Raw genomic sequence first — 17,848 nt, 5'->3', positions numbered from 1 at the left:
GCCCCTCCCCCTCATCGCTTAATAGCGTTCATGAACAGCCAGCCAAGGCAGCGGATCAGGTCCGACATAAGCGGCGGTCGGCCGGATAATACGGTTATTTTGCCGCTGCTCCATAATGTGCGCCGTCCAGCCCGTTATACGGGAAATGACGAAGATCGGCGTAAACATCGGCGTAGGGATGCCCATGAAATGATAGGCGGTCGCGCTGTAGAAGTCGAGGTTGGGGAATAAGCTTTTTTCCTGCTGCATCACGTTCTCGACCGCTTCCGATATCGCATAGAGATGGCTGTCCTCTGCCCACAATGAGAGTGTCTCTGACCATTTCTTGATAATGTCCGAGCGCGGATCGGAAACCGTGTACACTCGGTGGCCAAACCCCATGATGAGCTGCTTCGCCGCCAGCCTCGCACGCGTTGCTGCTTCCGCTTCCTCTGCACTATCGAACTGGGTGATCAGCTCCATGACAGCCTCATTCGCCCCGCCGTGCAGATTGCCACGCAGTGTGCCGATGCCAGTCGCAATGCAAGAGTAATAGTTCGATAGCGTAGAAGCTGTTACCCGGGCGGCAAAAGTCGATGCGTTAAACTCATGCTCGGCATACAGAATTAGCGAAACATCGAATACGCGAATAGCGAGATGCTCCGCATGTTTGCCGTGAAGCAAATAGAGAAAATGACCCGCAACCGTGTAATGGTCTAGGTCGAACGGCTCTTCTGCTGGCGAAGATGAGGCAGGTGCAGGGCTAGGTGTAAGCACAGAATCCTCCGTGTCTGCCTTCAACACCTGCGGAGGATCCGAGTCTGTGCTCTGCATCTGTGAAAGCTCTGTCTGCACCGGATCATCCTTCTGCTCCGCGGGAGCAGCCCGCCTGTGAAAATGATACCAATGCAGCAGCATCGGACCGGTCAGAGCAATGAGCCGATCCGCAATATCAGCTGCGCCAAGCGATGCCGACTCCGGCTCCATCGTCCCGAGCGCAGTGCAGCCCACCTGCAGCACCTCCATCGGATGGGCATCTGCCGGCAGCAGCTCCAAGATTCGCTGCAGCGTCTCCGGTAAACGGCTCGCCTCAGCCAGCTTGCGCCGATAAGCCGCAAGCTCATCCACATTCGGCAGCTTACCGCGAATGAGCAGATAAGCCGTCTCTTCGAAGCTGCCGTGCTCTGCCAAATCTTCGATGGAATATCCGCGGTAGGTGAGTCCGAGTCCATTTTTGCCTACCGTACTGATTGCCGTTTCACCGGCTTCAATGCCGGCCAAGCCTCCGGGCTTCTTCACGGTCATCTCTCATTCCTCCTCCGAATTCCGTGCGGCGAACAGCGCATCCAGCTTGCGCTCATAATCGTAGTAGCCGAGATATCGGTAAAGCTCCTCGCGCGTCTGCATTTCGTCAAGCACGGCGGCTTGAGACCCTTGCACGCGAATCGTCTGATACACCTTCAGCGCTGCGGCATTCATCGCACGGAAGGCTGACAGCGGATACAGCACCAGCGCTACCCCGGCAGCTGCCAGTTCATCCACCGTGAAGAGCGGCGTGCGTCCGAATTCCGTCACATTCGCCAGAACCGGCACCTTCACTACATCCGTGAACGCACGGTACTCCTCCAAACTGCCGGCCGCCTCCAGAAAAATCATATCCGCACCGGCCTCCACATACGCCTGCGCCCTTGCGACAGCGCCTTCCATCCCTTCCGAAGCGAGCGCATCCGTACGTGCCATTAGTACAAAATCCGCGTCAAATTTCGCATCTGCCGCGCTTCGAATGCGATCCGCCATCTCCGCTGTGCTGACGATGGCTTTGTTCGGCCGATGCCCGCATCGCTTCGCGGCCACCTGATCCTCGATATGAATGCCCGCGGCACCGGCGCGGATCATCTCACGCACAGTGCGAGCAATGTTAAACGCCGAACCGAAGCCGGTATCGGCGTCTACAAGCAGCGGTAAATCAACGGCACTGCAGATTCGCCGCACATCCTCCAGCACATCGCCCTGCGTCGTAATGCCGAGATCCGGCAATCCGAACGAAGCGTTTGCCACTCCTGCGCCAGACACATACAGCGCACGAAAACCCGCCGATTCAGCGAGCAAAGCGGCATAGGCATTTATTACACCAGCCACCTGAAGCGGCTTCTCCTGCTGCAGCGTCTCTCGAAGCCGAAGCCCCGGCGAACTGCGATTCATCGATACCATTAGCCTTCCTCTCCTTCCGCAACGCAACATGGCGGAAGCCGCCAACAGGTTAACTGCCCCGCAGCAGCTCGCCGGAAATCACCAACCGATGAATTTCGTTCGTACCCTCGTAAATTTGCGTCACTTTCGCATCGCGGAACAGCCGCTCCGCATGCAGCTCATCCGCAAGGCCGCTGCCGCCGCACCACTGCAGCGTCTTCGTCGTCACATGCATCGCCGTATCGCTGGCGAACATTTTGGCCATGGACGCTTCCTTCGTGCAGCGCACGCTGCGCTGATGCATATCCGCCGCGCGATACACGAGCAGCGCAGCCGCCTCCACCTGGGCCGCAAGCTCCCGATACTCCGCAGCAGCTCTGCTCCGTACCCGAAGCGGCAGCGCACGCAGCTGCTGCTCGCTCACAGCAAGCGCCGCTCGCGCAATTCCGAGCGCCTGCGCGCCTATGCCAATTCGCCCGCCGTTCAGCGCCGATTTGGCAATGGCGAAGCCTTGCCCTTCCTCGCCAAGGCGCCGACCTGCCGGCACGATCGCATCCTCTAGAATCAACTCGCAGGTGTTCGATCCGTGCAGCCCCATTTTTTTCTCCTTTTTACCCACACGGAAGCCCGGCGTATCCTTCTCCACCAGAAACGCAGTAATCCCGCCTACACTGCCGCTTTGCCCATTATGCACGGAGGCGAACAGCACGTACTGATCTGCCTCACCCGCATTCGTAATGAACACCTTCGTACCGTTCAGTACATAGTGATCCTCATGGCGAACCGCTGCCGTCCGAATCGTCGAAGCATCCGAGCCAGCATGCGGCTCCGTTAATGCGAAAGCGCCTAACCACTCCCCTGAGGCGAGCTTAGGCAGACATCGCATTTTCTGCTCGGAAGTGCCATGATACAGAATGGGCAGCGTCCCAACCGACGTATGCACCGACAAAATAACGCCGACCGCCGCACTCACCCGGGCTATTTCTTCGATCGTGAGAATATAGGAGGTTAGTTCAAGCCCGCTTCCGCCCCATTTCTCCGGCACTGGCAGTCCCAGCAAGCCCCTTGCCCCCATCTCTCTCACGAGCTGCGCCGGGAAACGGTCATGCTCCTCCATTTCAGGGATGACTTTGGCTACCTCCTGCATGGCAAAACCCCGCACTCGCGCGCGCAACCGTTCTTGTTCATCCGTAAAATGCAGCAGCATAACAGCGGTCAGCCCCCTTCGTACACGTAGAAGCCTCGACCGCTCTTGCGCCCCAGCCAACCAGCGGCGACATAATTGCGAAGCAGTGGACAAGGTCTATATTTGGAATCGCCAAAGCCTTCGTGCAGCGTTTCCATTATCGCGAGGCAGGTGTCGAGCCCAATCAGATCGGCCAAGGCTAGCGGCCCCATCGGATGATTCATGCCAAGCTTCATCACGCCGTCGACAGCTTCGATCGAAGCCACGCCTTCATAAACCGTGTACACGGCTTCGTTGATCATTGGCATCAGTATGCGGTTGGACACGAATCCGGGGAAGTCCCGCACCTCGAGCGCTGTCTTCCCCATCCGCTCCGCCAGCTTTGCCACGGTGGCATAGACATCATCCGACGTACGCAAGCCACGAATGATTTCAACCAGCTTCATGACCGGTACCGGGTTCATAAAATGCATCCCGATCACCTGCTCCGGCCGCCCGGTCACCGCTGCCAATTCCGTGAGCGACAGCGATGAAGTATTGCTAGCGAGAATCGCTCCTTGCCGGCAAATACCATCGAGCTTAGCGAGCAGCGCCTTCTTCACCGGCATGCTCTCGGTTACTGCTTCGATGACAAGATCAGCGCCGGAGGCTGCCTCCAAGTCGTCCGCTGCGGTTATGCGTCCAAGCGTCTGCAAGGCCGACTCTTCTGTGATTCTGCCTTTCGCAACGCTGCCGGTGAGCTGCACGCCGATTTGCGCCAACGCTTTGCTGATGCGTCCCGCTTCCGCATCATGCAGCAGCACTTGGCAGCCTGCCTGCGCGGCAACAAGCGCGATGCCGCTACCCATCTGGCCTGCTCCGACGACCGACACATGGTGGATATCTGCCATGAATGACTACCGCCTTCCCTAAGCCATTGTATTTCTTCCCTTGTTTCTCACCCTTGGTCCATCATGCTCTGCATTCAGCACTCTGCTCTCTGCACTAATCCACCCGAACCAGCACGGCATCGCCCTGACCGCCGCCGCTGCAAATCGCGGCAATCCCTAACCCGCCGCCGCGCCGCTTCAGTCCGTTAATCAGCGTCATGACAATCCGCGCTCCGCTTGCTCCGACAGGATGGCCGAGCGCAATCGCACCTCCATGCACGTTGACCTTGTCGGCATCCCAGCCGGCCAGCTTCCCGCAAGCCAAGACAACAACCGCGAATGCTTCGTTGATCTCGAAGCGGTCAATCGCGTCCATCGCATGCCCCTGCTGCTGCAGCAGCTTCTGCACGGCAAAAGCCGGCGCGATCGGATAATTGCGCGGCTCCACGCTAACCGCGGCATGACCGAGCAGCGCAGCCTTCGGGGCGTAGCCTTCCTGCAGCGCCTTGCTCTTCGAGGCTACAACGAGCGCCGCCGCACCGTCATTGAGCCCCGGAGCGTTGCCCGCCGTAATCGTGCCGCTATTGCCGGCAGCGAATACCGGCATCAGCGCAGCCAGCTTCTCTGCGCTTGTATCTCCGCGAGGTGCTTCATCCTTATCTATAGCGAACACATGGCTCTTCGTCGGCACTGCACCCGGCAGCGGAACGGGGACAATCTCCGAATGAAAGTAACCTTGCAGGCTGCTCTGAACGGCACGCTCATGGCTGCGCAGTGCCCATTCATCCTGTTCCAAACGGCTGATGCCATACTCAGCCGCAATGTTATCGGCATAGTCACCCATGTGCATATCAGCGAAAGCGCAGCGTAACCCATCGCGAAGCAATAGATCGGCTGCCCGGCCATCGCCAAGACGCATCCCCAAACGCGCCTCCGTAAGTGCATACGGCACCTGGCTCATACTCTCCATGCCACCGGCGACGATCAGCTCTGCATCACCTGCAGCAATAATTTGCGAGGCCATCGTCAGCGCCCGCATACCCGACGCGCACACTTTATTAATGGTCTCGGCCGGCACAGTATGGCTAAGTCCCGCCAACATGGCTGCTTGCCTTGCCGGATTCTGGCCCGCTCCCGCTTGAACGGCCATGCCCATAATGACCTCATCTACCGAGGCAGGCGAGATACCGCCCCGTTGCAGTGCTCCTTCAATGGCAAGACCGCCAAGCTGAGCGGCCCTCATCCCCTTCAGCGCTCCGCCGAACTTGCCGAAGGCCGTACGAGCGCTCCCTATAATGACGAGCTCAGCCATGACGTCGCCCCCTTCCTTTTCCGCTTCCGCCACTACCTCTTCCTTTGGGCTGCGGCAATTTCGGACTGAGATCCAGCCCTTTGAAAATTTGAACCGCCTTCGCATCTCGCATAAAACGCTCCACCGGATATTCCTTCATATAGCCATAACCGCCATAGACCTGAACGGCATGTATAGTCGACGTCATCGCAGCATCCGCGGCAAAACTGAGCGCCAGCGCGGCGTTCCAGCCTTCTCCGTCGTCCGCAAGCCCCTGATCCTCTTGCCAAGCGGCCTGATACACAAGAAGCTTCGAGGCATCGGCGGCGGTCCGCATATCCGCCAGCATCCAGGCAACGGCCTGATGTTTCGCGATCGGCTTGCCGAACTGCGAACGCGCCTTGGCATAACCAAGCGCAGCTTCTGCAGCGCCTTGAGTAATACCCGCGGCAACTGCGGCAAGACCATAACGCACGCCTGCCGCCGTTCGGCCTGCAATCGCGCTTCCCTGTCCCTCACGGCCGATCCGCTGCCTCTTCGGCACGCGGCAATCCTGAAACTTCAAATGTGCCATGCCCGCTGAGCGAAGACCCAGCTTCTTCGTAACCGGCTGGATCGCGAGGCCGGGACTGTCTTTCTCGATGATAAAAGCGCTGTAGCGCTTGCGTCGTCCTCCCGCACTCTCTCCGGTCACCGCATAAATGATGAAGAAATCCGCTGTCGTGCCGCCAAGGATATATTTTTGCTGACCGTTTAGGACATAACACTCCTCTTCCACGCCATCACCCTGCGACTGCGACTGCGACTGCAGCTGCGCCGAGACGCCGATTCGCAGTGTTGTGCTCGGATCAACCGCACCGGGAAGCACGCCTGTGCCAATACAGATCCCATCTATAAGTCTTCTTAAATAATGACGCTTCAGCTCCATGCTCCCGAACCGATGCAAGGGCCACGCCGACAGAAAAACATGAGCCCACAGCGCCGCACCGAGCGACGCGCTTACTCTGGACAGCTCCTCCAGCACCAGCACAAAACCGAGAAATCCCCCGCCTGCGCCCCCGTCCTCCTCGGGCCAAGGCAATGCCGTAAAACCAAGCTGCGCCATCGCGTCAAACGAACGCCTGTCGAATAATTCGGCCTCATCCAGTCCGCCTGCTTCCCGTGCCACCTCATGCTCCGCAAACCGTGCCGCCATCTCGCGAATCATCAATTGTTCTTCCGTCAGAGAGAATTTCACCTCATACGCTCCCCCTTCTTGAATCAGACAGAAGCGTTGCCTGCTATTTGGCGCTTATTACATCGTATTTTCGCTGGAGCCGATTCATGATAGAGTGGAAGCAAAGGCGTCATGTTTTGACCATTTTGGGTTGGAGTTGATATACGGATGAATTGTGAAAATGAGCGCGATAATCAAACCAGAGACGAATCGCTTTCGGGAGTATTTCCGGACGCGTATACGGCGGTGAAGACCGGGAATGTGGAGCTGCTCAAGCAGCTGCTGCATGCACATCCCGCATTGGCGAATGCCAGGTCGCTGCAGGGAAGAACGCTGCTGCATCATCTCTGTGATTGGCCCGGACATTATCCCAATCAGCTCGAAATTGGACTAGCTCTGCTGGATGCGGGCGCGGATGTTAATGCGAGGGCGATTGATCCGGAGCGCGGAGAAACGTCGCTGCAATGGACAGCCAGTAACGACGATGTTGCGATGGCGACTTTTCTGCTTGATGCCGGTACGCCAATCGACGGCTTGCATGATGACCGCAGACCGCTGGCACAATCCCTTTGGTATGGTTGCACCAAGGTAACCGAGCTGCTGGTTCGCAGAGGCGCATCGCTTGATCTTGAACTTGCTGCTGCCGTTGGCCGTACCGATCTGCTTCCCTCATTCTTCGGTCCGGATGGAACACTACTGCCGAGCGCCGGCAAACACCGCGAGCCTGTAAATACAACGACTCCAAGCGCTCCCGAGGAGCTACTGCAGCAGGCGCTCATCTATGCCATTATTGGAGGAAGCTTGGAGTCCGCCTCCTACCTGCTGGACCGCGGTGCCGATGTGAACGGCATTCCTTCCGGCTTTGACCATACCGGAGCAGCACCTCTCCACTGGGCAGCGGCCGGTACGAATACAGCTATCATCCATCTGCTTTTGGAGCGAGGCGCTGAACTGAACATTAGAGATCGCCGCTATAACGGAACGCCGCTCGGATGGGCGAATCATTTCAAACGAACCGAGCACGAGGAGCTGCTGAGCAGTTTAGGCGGTTTATAGGAACAAGAAAAAGGCCGAACCGTCTTCCCCTCGCTTGCGAGTGGAGACCGTTCGGCCTTCTTTCCGTTTCCATACATCACTTCGGCGCTGTCATGCCCATCTGTTCCCATTCTTCCTTGGAAGGACCATACAAACCTGCAACAGGCAGCCCGGCTTGGCGCATCAGAACGGTCAGTTGACCGCGATGATGGACCTCATGTTTGATGAAGAGCTGCATCGTGAGGCCATTTTCCCAAACCTCACCGAAAATGTTGTGGCTTTCGAGCAATTTCTCGTCGGACCACTGCGAAGCCGCTTCAAGAATGGAAGCCGCTGTTTCGCGGTAGGTTGCCGCAATAACCGCTGCCGATTGCGGCGGTTCCGATTTGGCAGCCGGTGCCTTGAAATCAAGTCCGATACGGCGCAGCATTCCGGCATCATCGTGAATTAAATGCCAGGCCAATTGGCCAATCGTTCTGCGACCTTCTCCAACCGACTGCGTCAGCGCTTCATCTGTCAGCAGATCCAGCAGCTTCTGCGTCCCTTGCGATTCATCTTTATAGTCCTCAATAAAATCCTTTACCGTTCTAAACATAGGTAATCGCCTCCATAGCCTGCTTTGAATTCCTTCTCGCAATTACTATATCGCAGGTCTACTGACAACAGCATGTCAGTGGAGTTCAACTTTTATTCGTTGTTCATGCTGTTTAGCTTCTTACGCACCATGTTCAGCTCGGGATGTCGGGAGAGAATCTGTTCATATTGGGCTTTCGCCTCTGTTTGCTTGCCCGCTATTGCTGTAAGATCCGCCAACGCAAGATCTGCTTTCCAATCCGCAATGGCAACATCCGCCGTTACAGTTCCCCGATAAGTACGGAATGCTTCCTTGGACTCCTTCAGGCTGCTCTCAGCCTGCTGCAGCAGAACCCCCGCCAGCCTCATCCGCGCTCTCGCCAAGTGATATTTCGCATCCGGGAAGTTTGGCTGCACTTCAACAGCACGTAAGCATACGCGCTGCGCCTGCTCATAATCCTTCGTGCCCATATAGATTTTGTTCAGATACATCAGCACATCCAGCAGCCTGCCAAAATTCGGCTTACTCGGCGCAAGCCGCTCCGCCTCTAGAAATAAGTGCTTCGCTTTCTCAACATCCCCTGCCGCAAGCGTTTCTCTGCCATAATAAAGCAGCCAACCCGGGTTGTCCGGTTCCTGCTCCACCATCAGCTTAAGCAGCCGTAAGTTGCGCTCGATCTTATTCTGCTGCCCCATGATAGCCGGCTCATAGCCGTCATGATGAAGCCGGATACGAACCGGACGCCGCATCATGCGGTTGTCGTACATATCTTCGCCTTCAATGACAACCTGCTCGTGAACGCGCCCGTAATAATGCAAGCCGCGATTAAGCGGGAACATGCGAGGATTCGCATAGTCAGCCGAGATTGTGCCCTGCACCTGATTGACTTGGCATACATTTAGAACGGTGTGCTGAAACCGATCATGGAACATCGATGCGGCCAACCGCACAGCGCCGATGTCCTCCTGAAACAACCATTCATCCGCATCCACCCAAAGCACCCAATCGCTCTGGATATGCGGCAGCGCTTGATTTCGCTTCCATGCAAAATCATCATTCAGCGCCACGCTCCGAATAACCTTCACTTTCGGCAAATGTTCGACAAGCTCAATCGTGCCGTCCGTAGAATCCGAATCAATGATGATGATCTCATCCACGGCATCCTGTAAGCTATTGACGCAGCGGACGATACAACGCGCTTCATTGCGTGTCATAATAGCGGCTGCAACAGTTACGGCTGGTTGTAGCAGCCACAATTCCTCCAAGTCCGGGCGCGGTTCTCCCGGCGGTCTCCCCGCCAGCACCTTCTGAACCTCGCTCCCCCACTGCGCCTGCGGGTCGAGCAGACTGCCTCTCTCGAAGGCATGCCCTGCTTCTCGAACGCAGCCCTGATGCAGCAGCGCTTCCCCAAGAAACACCCAATTCTGTGCGATCAGTGGCTGGCTCCGCAGACTATCGAGCGCCAGCTTCTCCGCCAGTTTGAACTTACGAGCCGTTAGCGCTTGACGAATGGCGTTCGAAGCTGACTGTTTCATATCCGTTGCCTGTTTCAAGAGCTTCATTCTCCTTCGGGGTGATTTGAAAAGAAAAGGCCAACCTGAAGTAAGTTGGCCGTTGGATAAAGAGCTTTTCTTCTAAGCAGATACCGGATTAACGTACAAGAATACCTTAATCTCTACCGAATGACCGAACAAATCGCTTGCGGTCAATGTTATATATTCACCTTGGCCTGGAGTAAGTAATTCAGGTATAGCTACAAAATGGACCGTATCCCCCAGCAAGATCGTTGCGATTGGATCAAGGATATCGGATCCCGATAAACCGAGAGTAACCAGACCAACAAATCCTGTCAGATAATCATCAATTGGTAACTCTGCAGTAATACCATTTAAAGTAACAAGTTCATCCGCATCGTAGACAATGATTTTGCGACTCACAGTGGACATGCCTTGAGATAGCCCATCTGATGCCGTAATCTGTAGCGTCGTTTGTCCAGCTTCCTCACCGTGAACGGCTATTTGGTTATTGGCATAAGTGGCTGTGATACATCCAATGCACTCGCCTACTTTCGCCGTAGTAGCATCTAAAATCGGATCACCTTCATTATCTGCAATATTAAACCAAATTGTATCGTATTTCTTCATCACTATCGGAACGTATGAATTTCCGTCAACCACATGCGGTGCGCTGTTTTCTCTTACTTTGATTTTATAGGTAGGATACTCACTCGCATCTTTCCCCAGTTCCCTACCTTCTACTGTAATTTCAGTTATGCCACTAAAGCTGCTGCTTGTCGATAAGTTGAGATTTTCAAGCTGCGTCCATTCTCCTAATGCATAGCTGCCAAGAGTCGTAAAGTAGCTGTTATCTTTTGCTGTCACTCGAAATTCTTCGGCATTGCGGAAGATCTTCTTCATATAAATACCAGCTGTATAATTATTGTTCGAATTCCACAAAAACTGTAATCCAATATCTTCTGGAGCGATACCCACATATGTTTTGAATGCATCGGTAATAGTTAGGCCATGTCCATCCGTAGCTGTTACGACAATGGTTGAATTGTCGTCAGGCGCCAAGCTAAGAGTCAGCACTGACTGCTCCCGTGACTGGACCAGAGACAGCACTTCAGCATGTCCTAATATTGTTTCTGCGCTATAGGTAAAATTGCCGTAGAAATAGTTATTGAGATTATCGACTTCATATTCTAGCTGTTCATTCGGAATACCATCTGCATCGGGAAGATCGAGATAGCTTTCATCTTCATAATTCACATCAACAACAACCGGTGCCGTAATCCATGTTGATCCGTCATCATCACTAGCCTCTACAATGAAGCTGGAGGACCCATAGCTGCCCAAAGCGTCAAGCTCGAGGGTATTATGGTCGGACAAACCACCTGCCATGCTATTATTCTGAAGGAATGTCGTCTTATATTTGACGGATTGGCCATTTGCTCCCATGAAAATTTTAGACAGATCGATGCTGGCATGCTGGTCTGGACGGAGCTGAATATAGCCATCCAAACCTATAATACCGGCCTCGAACACATCATCAGATGATATTTCAATCGTAACAGTCTTGACATCAGAGTACGTTTGTCCATCGAACACTCTAAATGTAAAGGAATCCGTCCCATACACATTTGGTCGAGGCATGTAGGTAAACTCACCTGAGTATGAATCTAATTCCACATACCCTAATTGAGGCTCTGCCACTACCTCATACATCATTTCATCGGATTCAGGATCCTCGGCTGATAAACTTCCATTTACAGCATTGTCTTCAGGCGTTGAAAGATTCATATCCTCAACTTGCGGAGGATAATTCACTTCACCGACCGCAAGCGTAACCGTTGCAGTATTCGAATCGCCTTGACCGTCGTTCACCTTGTAGCTAAAGGTATCAAAGCCATTAAACTCTGCTTCAGGAATATAAGTAAACATCCCTATTCCCGGTTCGTTCATCGTAATTGTGCCATGTTGCGGACCGGTTACCAGACTAAAAGTCAATTCATCGCCGTTCTCATCTGATCCGATTAAATAGTCGATGTACGGTTCATCAGCCGGTGCTGTAAATTGAACATTTTGCGCAACTGGCAAATTGTTGATCCCGGCTATCGTAATCAGAACATTCCCTAGATACGAATCGATTTTACCGTCGTTTACTTTATAGGTAAACGTATCCTGTCCCGTAGTGTCCGGGTTTGGCTCATAGGTAAATGCCCCTGTTTGGGGATCAAATGCAGTAATTTCTCCCGCCCCTGGTTGGTTGACAATGGAATAGGTTAAAACGTCACCATTATCAGCATCCTCACCTTGCAATACGCCATAATAAGCTTTATTCTCTGTCACCCCGAACTCGTAATTAGGAGCAATCGGACGCGTATTGACTTTATTAACCGTAATCGGAACCGTGATTTCCTCCGAATCCAATATGCCGTCGTTGACGACATATGTGAACGAATCAGCGCCGGTTACACCTTGCCAAGGCGTAAACCAATAGTTACCAGTAGCCATCTCTACCGCCAAAGATCCAAGCGACAGAGAACCACTCGTTATGCGATAGGTTAAAGGGTCGCCATCGACATCGAAGCTGCCAAGCCTTCCCGAGGCTGTCTCATTTACATTCGTTGTAACGGAAGCCTCAGCCGCAATAGGTTGGTCATTGACCGGCGTTACGGTAATGGATACGGTCACAGGATCGGAACTCATCTGTCCATCGTTAATAACATAAGTAAACGAGTCCGTTCCGTTATAATTCGCACTCGGATAATAAGTAAACTTGCTCATATCAGATGAGCTTCTCGACAGGTAACCATGGCTTGGGGAGGACAAGATGCTGAAGCTAAGCTCATCTTCGTCTTCATCCATACCGTCAAAATAACTCATGAAGGTGTTGTCTTCATCCACCTCGAAGCTCCAGTTATCCGAAACCGGCGGATGATTCTCCGACTCTGCCGGGGTAATCGTAATATAGACCGTCATAACTTCCGAAGTTAATGTTCCATCACTTACAACAAAAGTAAAGGAGTCCATTCCACTGGCATTTTCATTCGGCTTATATGTAAATTCACCCGTTTCCTTTGAAAGCAGCGTTAGAGTCCCTTGAGTCGGATCCACTCCAGTACGAATGGTTAGCACATCATTTGCATCTTGATCTGTGCCGTTCAGATATCCTCTATAGGTGTCATCTGCCGTTATTTCGAAGTTAAGCGGATTCGCAACCGGACGGTGGTTCACCGGCGGCGCTGCCGCAATGTTTATCCCCACCGTTACCTCTTCGGAGTAATCCTTGCCATCATACAGCTTGTACGTAAAAGAGTCTGTTCCGCTTGCATTCGAGTTCGGTTGATATCTATATGACCCCAAAGATGCATCGAGTGTCAAAATCCCTTGATTCGGCTCTTTCGTCACAATGTATGTCAACGGATCGAGCTCCGGATCGAATCCGCCTACAGCTCCTGAAGCTATATCTCCGGCTGTCACATTAATCGTAAAAGGACCCGATGTAATTGGCGGGTCGTTGACCGCGTTGATTGTGATCGTAACGGTCACGACTTCTGAGTCCACCTTGCCATCGTTCACGACATAGGTGAAGGTATCGGTTCCGCTTATATTATAGTTCGGATAATACCTAAACTGGTTCGGATTTGAGCCCGGATAAAGGGTGCCATTAGTTGGGTCTGATACGATGCGAGCTGTCAGTGTGTCGGCAGCATCCTCATCCGTTCCGCCCAGATTAACGAGAGTCATGATGTCTTCATTCGTATTTATATTTACCGCGTTCGCAACGGGCCGATGATTCACTGGTGGCTGCGGTGCAGCATTAACCGTCACGCTAAAGAGCTTCGTAGCACTCTTATCGCCATCGCTTCCATCCACGGTAATAATGAGAGACTGCGAGCTCGGATTTATAGCGTTTAGGACTAGAGTACTAGTTTCACTGTAAAGGTGTGCATTGACAAAGGAACTGCTGGATGGAGGGTTAATCAGCTCGAAGGAAAGCTCGTCGCCATCTTCGTCGCTGAATAGGTCGTTTAATTGGATCTCGGTGTAGGTACCTGCTGTCATCGTAATCGATGTTGTTTCCGAGGAGACGATCGGCGCATGATTCGGCGTCGGTACTGTACTTGAAACGGCGGCTTGCAGGAGTGTGCGGTAGTCACCTGTAGAGTGGAATTCACCGGCGTGGCTGTTGAAATATTTGATAATATCGGCAATTCCCGCTCCGTCTTGATCGGGATCGAGCGCCCCGTTGGCAACGACCTTTAAAGTGAAACGTTCATGAATGGACATGCTCTCATTCGGCTTATGTACGATGAGATCTACCATGGTGGTGCCGGTCTTCTTGAGGTTAAAGGCCAAGTTGTTATTACTCGTAACCTTAACATCAGCTACGCTGTTATTTTGGACAACCACGGTATACGCTAGCGTAGCAGCCTCTTCAAAGATCGTGTTCAGATCAATTTGGAAGTTACTTCCCGCCGTTAGTTTAGCAGCATACTCATTGGCGATTGCACTGTTAATGCTCTTGATGACGACCGGGAGATTAACCGGCTGCGGGATGACATCCACGTTTGCACTTGCAAGTCCGGGAACTGCAAGGGCAACCGGAATGGCAAGGGCAGATGCCGTACCGAATAGTGTGGCTGCTTTCTTCACGGACTTAAGCCGCTGCTTTCTCTGTTTCTTAGTCATCAACGAACAAATCCTTCCCCTGGCATATATGAAGAGCGGAATCTATGAGCGCAATAGGCATTCTATACCATTTATACTACTGCTACTATACCACGGGAGCATTCGATAGAGAATGCGAAAGTGCCATATTTTTGTCATTTTATGACGAAAAAACCGCTCGCGAGAGTATTCCTCTCGCGAAGCGGTTTCGGATTCCACATAATGTTAATTTATGGTTGGTGACTGGTAACAGCGGCGGATTTCTGCTTTACTTTCAGCTTAAACAATAAGGCAGATAACAGCAGCATTGCACCGTTAATGACGAAGATATAATGAATCGACATCATGCCGCCGAGGAGCCCCCCGATAATCGGTCCGGCCATCGTTGCAAGCTGTGAAGCGGACTGGTTCAGGCTGAATGCTCGTCCACGGAAATCCGATTCCGTATTCTGCACAATCATCGCGTTAATCGACGGATTCACAGCGGCGAAGAACAGACCGTAACCGAATCGCAGCACGCCAAAACCGATATAGCCGGTAACGAAAATTTGCAGCAGATTGCCGATGCCACCGCCGATAAGCCCAATTAACAGCACCTTCTCATAACCGATCTTACGTCCCCATTTGCCCCATCTCGGCGCCATGATGACCGTAGCAATACCGACCGCAGAGAAAATAATACCGGAGCTTAGTGAGGCCTTCTCTCGGGAGATGCCCATTTTCAAAACATACAACGTAATCAGCGGCTCCAAAATCATAACCGAAAAGGTGCTGATGGCAACAAGGAGCAGCATCATGATGAATGGCCGATTGGCAAGCGCGTGCTTCAAGTCGTCACGCACATGCGATCTGGCTGCCTTGCGGTTGAAATTCTGCTCTTTCGCGAAGAAGGTCGCCACAAGGGCGGAAATGAGCACGATAGCGCTGGAGAACAGGAACGCCTCGCGGTTGCCGATATAGTGGCTGACCAAGCCGCCGGCGAGCGGTCCGAGAATGCTCCCCGTTGCTCCGGCCGTCGACATAATGCCAAGCGCATAACCGGTTTTCTCTTCCGGCGTATTCGTTGCAACAAGAGCAATAGAAGCCGGAACGAAACCCGCGAGCAGCCCTTGAAAGATACGGATAATCAGAAACCAGTACGGATCATGGACAAAATAGTTCAATAGATAAAGTGCGGCAAGACTGAAGCCTGACCGAATCAACATCGGCTTACGTCCATACTTATCGGCGAGCGAACCCCAGAACGGCGAAATCAGCGCGCTCGCCAGAAAGGTAATACCAAAGGCAACGCCAGACCATAATTCCAGGTGATGCTCTACGCCAAGCTCGGTATTTAAGAAGATCGGCAGAAAAGGAATCGAGATGGAGTAGGCCATGCTGCAGAAGAAAACTCCGGTCCACAGTACGACTAGGTTCCGTTCCCATGAAAAATTCATATGCAGCCACTTCCTGACTTATCTGTTATCGATTTTCTCCGGATACAGATCGTGATTCATCAGACGGTATTGCGCCATTTCTTCAAATTTGGTGCCGGGGCGGCCCCAGTTGGTGTAAGGATCGATTGAGATGCCGCCGCGCGGCGTGAACTTGCCCCACACCTCAATGTAGCGCGGCTCCATGAGCGCGATGAGATCATTCATGATGATGTTCATGCAATCCTCATGGAAATCACCATGGTTACGGAAGCTGAACAGGTACAGCTTGAGCGACTTGCTCTCCACCATTTTCACATCGGGGATATAAGAGATATAGATGGTAGCAAAATCAGGTTGTCCCGTAATCGGGCACAGGCTTGTAAACTCCGGACAGTTGAACTTCACAAAATAATCGCGTCCGACATGCTTGTTGTCGAACGATTCCAGCACCTCTGGGCTGTAGTTGAACAGGTAGGACGTTCCTTGATTGCCTAATTGGGTAATGCCGCCGCTTTGCAGCTCTTCTTTCGATCTTCCTGACATTTTCACATACACTCCTTGTATTTACTTGGTTCGGGGGTTACTCTTGTTCTAGTAGCTTACACCTTATCGCAGGCTCAATTCAACCTAAGGGGATGATGCTCTTGTTAACCAGACCTTCAGCAGATGAATACGGATCACACTTCGGCACGTATATCGCAGCTGCTCCGGACGGAGATTTGCGTGAAGCGCTTGAAGTCAATCGCAACCAAACAAACGCCCTGTTCTCCGCACTAACCGAAGAACAAGCACTCTATCGGTATGCACCGGGCAAGTGGAGCCTGAAAGAAATTCTCGGCCATATCACGGACACCGAGCGGATAATGAGCTATCGTCTGCTAAGAGCCGCGCGTGGAGACCGCACGCCGCTGCCGGGCTTTGATGAGAATGATTTTGTGCAAGGGGCATTGTTCGATACAGAAACGGTGGCTGAACTGCTGGAAAACTATAACGCCGTCAAAGGTGCGACTGCTTCACTTCTACGAAGCTTACCGCCTGAAGCCTTCCTCCGGAAGGGTTTTGCCAGCAACACCGATATATCTGCCAGAGCACTCGCGTATGTCATCGTCGGCCATGAACTGCATCATCTGAATGTCATCCGAGAGCGATATTTGAATCGCTAGAAAATAACCGAGAGAGGTGCATATATGCACCTCTCTCGCTTTGTCTTGCCACATGAAATTAGTAGCCTTCGTTTGTTCCGCCGCTGACGATCGTGACGCTCGCACTTGCTCCTATACGTGTCGCACCTGCATCAATGAGACTGCGAACCGCTGCCAGATCACGCACGCCGCCTGAAGCTTTAACGCCCATTTCCGGCCCTACCGTTTTACGCATAAGCGTAATATCTTCAACCGTCGCGCCGCCCGGACCGAAACCGGTCGAGGTTTTCACGAAACCTGCTCCGGCACGTTTGCAAATCTCTGAAGCCGTAACTTTCTCTTCATCCGTGAGCAATCCCACTTCAAGAATAACTTTGCTAACCGCGCGTCCTTTGCAAGCTTCGACTACGCCGCGCACATCGCGTTCCACTTCTTCAAGGCGTCCGGATTTCAGCGCGCCTACGTTAAGCACCATGTCGATTTCCGTAGCACCGTTCTCGATGGCATCTTTCGTTTCTGCTATTTTGACGAGTGAGCTTGATGCGCCCAGCGGGAAGCCAACTACTGTCGTGATGCCGACCCCTGAACCTGCAAGCTGCTTCGCTGCTTCCGATACCCAGTATGGATTCACGCAAACGGTTGCGAACTTATACTGCTTCGCCTCTTCACAAAGCTTGGCGATTTGCGATTCTGTTGCTTCCGGCTTCAACAATGTATGGTCAAAATAAGCGGCTAATGCTGCTCCTTGTAACTCGTTGCCCATCCTATTTCCTAC

Annotated in this window: 14 protein-coding genes; 2 read left to right on the top strand and 12 right to left on the bottom strand. The window is 52.9% G+C overall.

Annotated features, from left to right (window positions below):
* Nucleotides 1-18: 18 nt before the first annotated feature.
* The 6 genes from AC50Y3_RS28040 to AC50Y3_RS28015 form a co-directional block, all read right to left on the bottom strand.
* Entirely contained in the window at nt 19-1,284 is a 1,266-nt protein-coding gene (locus AC50Y3_RS28040; protein WP_494821999.1) for a citrate/2-methylcitrate synthase, read from the bottom strand.
* 3 nt (nt 1,285-1,287) lie between these two features.
* Complete coding sequence (prpB, locus tag AC50Y3_RS28035) at nt 1,288-2,190, bottom strand: methylisocitrate lyase (protein WP_494821998.1); 903 nt, start codon at nt 2,188-2,190, stop codon at nt 1,288-1,290.
* A gap of 49 nt (nt 2,191-2,239) precedes the next feature.
* A complete protein-coding gene (locus AC50Y3_RS28030; protein WP_494821997.1) occupies nt 2,240-3,376 on the bottom strand; it encodes an acyl-CoA dehydrogenase family protein in 1,137 nt (378 codons plus the stop codon).
* A gap of 8 nt (nt 3,377-3,384) precedes the next feature.
* A complete protein-coding gene (locus tag AC50Y3_RS28025) occupies nt 3,385-4,245 on the bottom strand; it encodes a 3-hydroxybutyryl-CoA dehydrogenase (RefSeq protein ID WP_494821996.1) in 861 nt (286 codons plus the stop codon).
* Between the two features lie 94 nt (nt 4,246-4,339).
* The gene (locus AC50Y3_RS28020; protein ID WP_494822019.1) at nt 4,340-5,536 is read right to left on the bottom strand and encodes an acetyl-CoA C-acetyltransferase; all 1,197 of its coding nucleotides are present in this window, start codon (nt 5,534-5,536) and stop codon (nt 4,340-4,342) included.
* Nucleotides 5,529-6,752, bottom strand: a complete 1,224-nt coding sequence (locus AC50Y3_RS28015; protein ID WP_494821995.1) for an acyl-CoA dehydrogenase family protein — start codon at nt 6,750-6,752, stop codon at nt 5,529-5,531. The genes AC50Y3_RS28020 and AC50Y3_RS28015 overlap by 8 nt, the downstream gene beginning before the upstream one ends.
* 147 nt (nt 6,753-6,899) lie before the next feature.
* On the opposite strand from AC50Y3_RS28015, the gene AC50Y3_RS28010 reads away from it, so the two are divergent.
* Nucleotides 6,900-7,787 (top strand): ankyrin repeat domain-containing protein, encoded by an 888-nt coding sequence (locus AC50Y3_RS28010; RefSeq protein WP_494821994.1) that lies wholly within the window; start codon nt 6,900-6,902, stop codon nt 7,785-7,787.
* A gap of 76 nt (nt 7,788-7,863) precedes the next feature.
* On the opposite strand, the gene AC50Y3_RS28005 is transcribed toward AC50Y3_RS28010, so the two are convergent.
* The 5 genes from AC50Y3_RS28005 to queF all read right to left on the bottom strand — a co-directional run bounded on the left by AC50Y3_RS28005 (nt 7,864) and on the right by queF (nt 16,474).
* Complete coding sequence (locus tag AC50Y3_RS28005) at nt 7,864-8,361, bottom strand: DinB family protein (RefSeq protein WP_494821993.1); 498 nt, start codon at nt 8,359-8,361, stop codon at nt 7,864-7,866.
* Nucleotides 8,362-8,453: 92 nt separating this feature from the next.
* Nucleotides 8,454-9,893, bottom strand: coding sequence for a tetratricopeptide repeat-containing glycosyltransferase family 2 protein (locus AC50Y3_RS28000; RefSeq protein WP_494821992.1), 1,440 nt, complete (start codon nt 9,891-9,893; stop codon nt 8,454-8,456).
* A gap of 81 nt (nt 9,894-9,974) precedes the next feature.
* Complete coding sequence (locus tag AC50Y3_RS27995; RefSeq protein WP_494821991.1) at nt 9,975-14,537, bottom strand: Ig-like domain-containing protein; 4,563 nt, start codon at nt 14,535-14,537, stop codon at nt 9,975-9,977.
* Between the two features lie 209 nt (nt 14,538-14,746).
* Complete coding sequence (locus tag AC50Y3_RS27990; RefSeq protein WP_494821990.1) at nt 14,747-15,952, bottom strand: MFS transporter; 1,206 nt, start codon at nt 15,950-15,952, stop codon at nt 14,747-14,749.
* A gap of 18 nt (nt 15,953-15,970) precedes the next feature.
* On the bottom strand, nt 15,971-16,474 hold the full coding sequence (gene queF / locus AC50Y3_RS27985; protein ID WP_494821989.1) for a preQ(1) synthase: 504 nt from the start codon (nt 16,472-16,474) through the stop codon (nt 15,971-15,973).
* Nucleotides 16,475-16,569: 95 nt separating this feature from the next.
* Between queF and AC50Y3_RS27980 the strand changes: the two genes are divergently transcribed.
* Nucleotides 16,570-17,094, top strand: a complete 525-nt coding sequence (locus AC50Y3_RS27980; RefSeq protein ID WP_494822018.1) for a DinB family protein — start codon at nt 16,570-16,572, stop codon at nt 17,092-17,094.
* Between the two features lie 58 nt (nt 17,095-17,152).
* Here AC50Y3_RS27980 and deoC read toward each other — a convergent pair whose 3' ends face one another.
* Complete coding sequence (gene deoC, locus AC50Y3_RS27975; protein WP_494821988.1) at nt 17,153-17,836, bottom strand: deoxyribose-phosphate aldolase; 684 nt, start codon at nt 17,834-17,836, stop codon at nt 17,153-17,155.
* Nucleotides 17,837-17,848: the final 12 nt, after the last annotated feature.

The organism is Paenibacillus sp. J22R98, from assembly GCF_059383835.1.
This window is presented reverse-complemented; position numbering and strand designations above follow the sequence as displayed.